At 45.1% G+C, this 3,198-nt stretch carries 2 protein-coding genes, 1 tRNA gene and 1 pseudogene; 2 read left to right on the top strand and 2 right to left on the bottom strand.

Going from position 1 to position 3,198, the window contains the following annotated elements; genetic code table 11:
- Positions 1-312: 312 nt before the first annotated feature.
- A tRNA-Ala gene (locus tag ACUVJL_RS26365) sits at positions 313-385 on the top strand.
- Positions 386-519: 134 nt separating this feature from the next.
- Positions 520-1,668, top strand: coding sequence for a tyrosine-type recombinase/integrase (locus ACUVJL_RS26370; RefSeq protein ID WP_445248543.1), 1,149 nt, complete (start codon positions 520-522; stop codon positions 1,666-1,668).
- 188 nt (positions 1,669-1,856) lie between these two features.
- On the opposite strand, the gene ACUVJL_RS26375 is transcribed toward ACUVJL_RS26370, so the two are convergent.
- Both ACUVJL_RS26375 and ACUVJL_RS26380 read right to left on the bottom strand, forming a co-directional pair.
- Entirely contained in the window at positions 1,857-2,033 is a 177-nt protein-coding gene (locus ACUVJL_RS26375; protein WP_445248544.1) for a hypothetical protein, read from the bottom strand.
- A pseudogene (locus ACUVJL_RS26380) lies at positions 2,030-3,198 on the bottom strand (hypothetical protein); the annotation flags it as partial. The pseudogene ACUVJL_RS26380 and the gene ACUVJL_RS26375, both read right to left, overlap by 4 nt.

A 3,198-nucleotide genomic window follows, 5' to 3' on the forward strand; every position in this document is an offset into this window, starting at 1 on the left:
TTTTGACAAATGGGCATGATATGATTCTGCTATCATTTAAGTGTTTTTTAGGTAAGAAGCTTTTTTACCCTATCTTTTTTCAGGCTATTTGTCTAGAGTTGTCTCCCTGTCTGATTTTCAGGCGACCTGTCGCCCCGTCAGTGAAGTTTTACAATACTAAATCATAGTAGGGATTGACCATTGTCCAGAAGCGAGGAGATTTTTTGCAAAAGAAAGCCGGAAGCCTTGCCAATCCAGGGTTCAAAACTAATTTGCCCAAAAAGCTTGACAAATATTGGTCAGTTAAGGCATGATTGAGAGCGCGAAAAGAAAGGGGAATTAGCTCAGTTGGTAGAGCACTACAATGGCATTGTAGGGGTCAGCGGTTCGAGCCCGCTATTCTCCATCCTAGAAACCCGTTCACAGAGCGGGTTTTGTCGTTTATCCATCAAAACTGTTATATTGGACATTCTCAATTAGGACGACAGCAGCAGACAACTCCAGACATCTTTTACGATAAATTTACGATAAATTTACGATATGCCAAAAGGTTCAGTAAATATTGAAGTTTTCAAAGAGCGTCTACGACTTGCCTGGTCATGGCAGGGTAAACGCTTTTCGTTATACATGGGTTTATCGGACACAACCATTAATCAGAAAGTTGCTTCCATGAAAGCTCAGCAAATTGAGCTGGATATGGCTACCAACAATTTTGACCCCTCCCTGAGCAAGTACAAGCCTCAGAAATATGAATCCATTTCTGTTTCTCAGCTTTTTGACCAATTTGTCGAATATAAGCGCCATACCATCTCGATCGGTGGCTTAAATAAATATCTCGCACTACAAAAACACGTTTCTGAGTTTTTCAAAAGCAAAACAGCGATTTCTGTTTCTGAAAGTGTGGGACTGAAATTTAAGGAATTTTTGGCACAGAAACTTGAAGCCGTTACGGTACGCGAACGGATCGTTTTGATCAATGCTTGCTGGGAATGGGCGCTAAAAAAGAAGCTGGTTCTCGAAAATCCTTGGGCTGATGTCAAAGTTTCGGTTCCGCCCAAACAGCGCCCAGAACCGTTCACACTCACAGAAATCAGTTCGATCGTCCAGAAATTCCGCTCAGACTCCAATCTGAAACACTACGCTGACTATGTGGAATTCAAATTCGGTGTCGGCCTCCGCACCGGGGAAGCAGCAGCTCTGATCTGGCGACATTGTTCCGCTAACTGCGATCGCATCTGGATTGGTGAAAGTTTGAGCAACGGCTCTGAATCTCGCAAATCAACCAAAACTAACAAGGCGCGAACAGTGCCGCTAACACCACGGCTGCAACAGCTATTGCTTGATCGGCGACCGACTGATTTTCTGCTTGACCATCTAATTTTTACCAGCACAAACGGCTCTGCGATCGACTCCAAGAATTTCTGCAACCGCTACTGGAAACCAGCGCTAGCATCCCTTGGAATAGATTACCGAAAACCTTACAACACCAGACACACGCTAATTTCTCATGGTCTGGAAGCTGGCATGAATCCGGTGGCGATCGCATCTCTTACCGGACACAATGTCCGCACTCTCTATGAGAATTATGCCGGGTTGGTTAATCCCCCACAGTTGCCAGATTTGATGCCCGTTTCCGACCTGGTTTTAAAGGCTGATTCTCAGGTCGATCGTTCACAAACCTCTGAATAAATCTCTGATGCTCTCGATTGTTTACATCACCTCCACACATTATCAAATGCTCAATCAATTGCTGATTATAAAGAATTTTGCCACTAGGATTTTTACCCCAGTGAATCCCTTCTACCAGTTTGTTTTCTTTCCGATACCGCAACAGAGTTCGATCGCAAACATTCAGCAGTTGTTCTGCTATCTTTGTGCTACAAAACATTCGTCTGAGTTCCTAATAAGTTGCGAATCGTGTTATCTTTGATCGTGTTTTGGCGCATCATTTCAACTAAGAGGACTCGTGCTTCTTCTACTGAAAGTGATTGAGCCTGACAAGCGTAGATTCTTAATCGAAGTAGTTGCTCAAGTGTGAGGTCAATAGTTGTCATGATTCTGTTTCCTCAGTTCGATTTTTTTCGGCAATTAATAGGTTGATTCGATCGCGAACTTCAGCAGTTTCTCCAGTCAGCCAATTGACTATTACCTCTCTCGGGTATTTAGCCCCTGGCGCTTTCCATCCATACATCTGAGTCAGTAGATTTGGCAATTGTTCTGGGTAGTATTCATTCCACCAAATAGTTGCTATCTCTCTCAGTTTTTCAGCATCCTCCTCATCTATTCCTTCACTCTTATTTGCCTCTTCTATTGCCCCGGCGATAGCTGCTGGTTCCGGTGTTGGTTCCGGTGTTGGTTCCAGTGTTGGCTCTTGTTTTGTCTCTGTTGTCTCCGCTATCGGTTCTACTATTGGCATTGTCGATTCCGATGTTGTTGGAGCTGGTGTTGGGTCTGGGGAAAGCAATGCGGTAAAAGCAGCTTTTTCATCAGCGGTAAGGGAGTTCCAGACTTTCTGGCGATCGGCTGCGCCTTTGCTGCAAACTTCCTTGAGGATGCTCTGAATATCAAGAGCTGTCTCCCGATCGCCGGCTTCGATCGCTAGCCGAATATATTCGACCAGATCCCCTGTTTCGTCGTTTTGTTGAGGCTGCTGATCGACCTCATTTTTTGAAAAGGGCTCCAAATTTTGAGGTCGATCGCTAGGTTGATCACTTTGCTGTGTAAGGGATCGATCGACGTGATCAACCTGATCGACCTTGTTACCCAAACTAGGAAAATCTTTGGCTGCCGTGGAATTACTAAAAGCGGAAGCAGATATCCAGTCCACGGTCGGAGCGGAATTTGAATTCGATGTCGGAGCGGAGGTCGGATCGGAGATCGGATCTGAATTTAGTATTTTTTCAGAAATAGGATGATCAGGTTGATCAGGTTGATCAAATGCTTGTGTAGCAGGGTGATCAACCTTGTGATCAACCTCCATTTTTAAGGGGCTTTTCAAATTTTGAGGTCGATCAGCAGCCTCAACAGGGATTGAATCAAGCTCACTTTCGGCGACGGCGACGGAGACGGGGACGGAGACGGGTTCGGGTTCAGTTTTGCACCAAACTCGAACTCGTTTACTGGATATCGATCGAAACTCTCGCTCCCAGCCAAATTTCTTAAGGATTGCGGAACAGCGCATCTGGTGCGATCGCTCTTGCCGACTCAGATCAACTTGGA

Origin of the sequence: Microcoleus sp. OTE_8_concoct_300, from assembly GCF_031383065.1 — a bacterium.
Lineage (GTDB): Bacteria > Cyanobacteriota > Cyanobacteriia > Cyanobacteriales > Microcoleaceae > Microcoleus.

Bases quoted from the DNA above. Each gene is read 5' to 3' on its own strand.
- ACUVJL_RS26370 (WP_445248543.1), top strand. From the start codon at position 520: ATGCCAAAAGGTTCAGTAAATATTGAAGTTTTCAAAGAGCGTCTACGA.
- ACUVJL_RS26375 (WP_445248544.1), bottom strand. From the start codon at position 2,033: ATGACAACTATTGACCTCACACTTGAGCAACTACTTCGATTAAGAATC.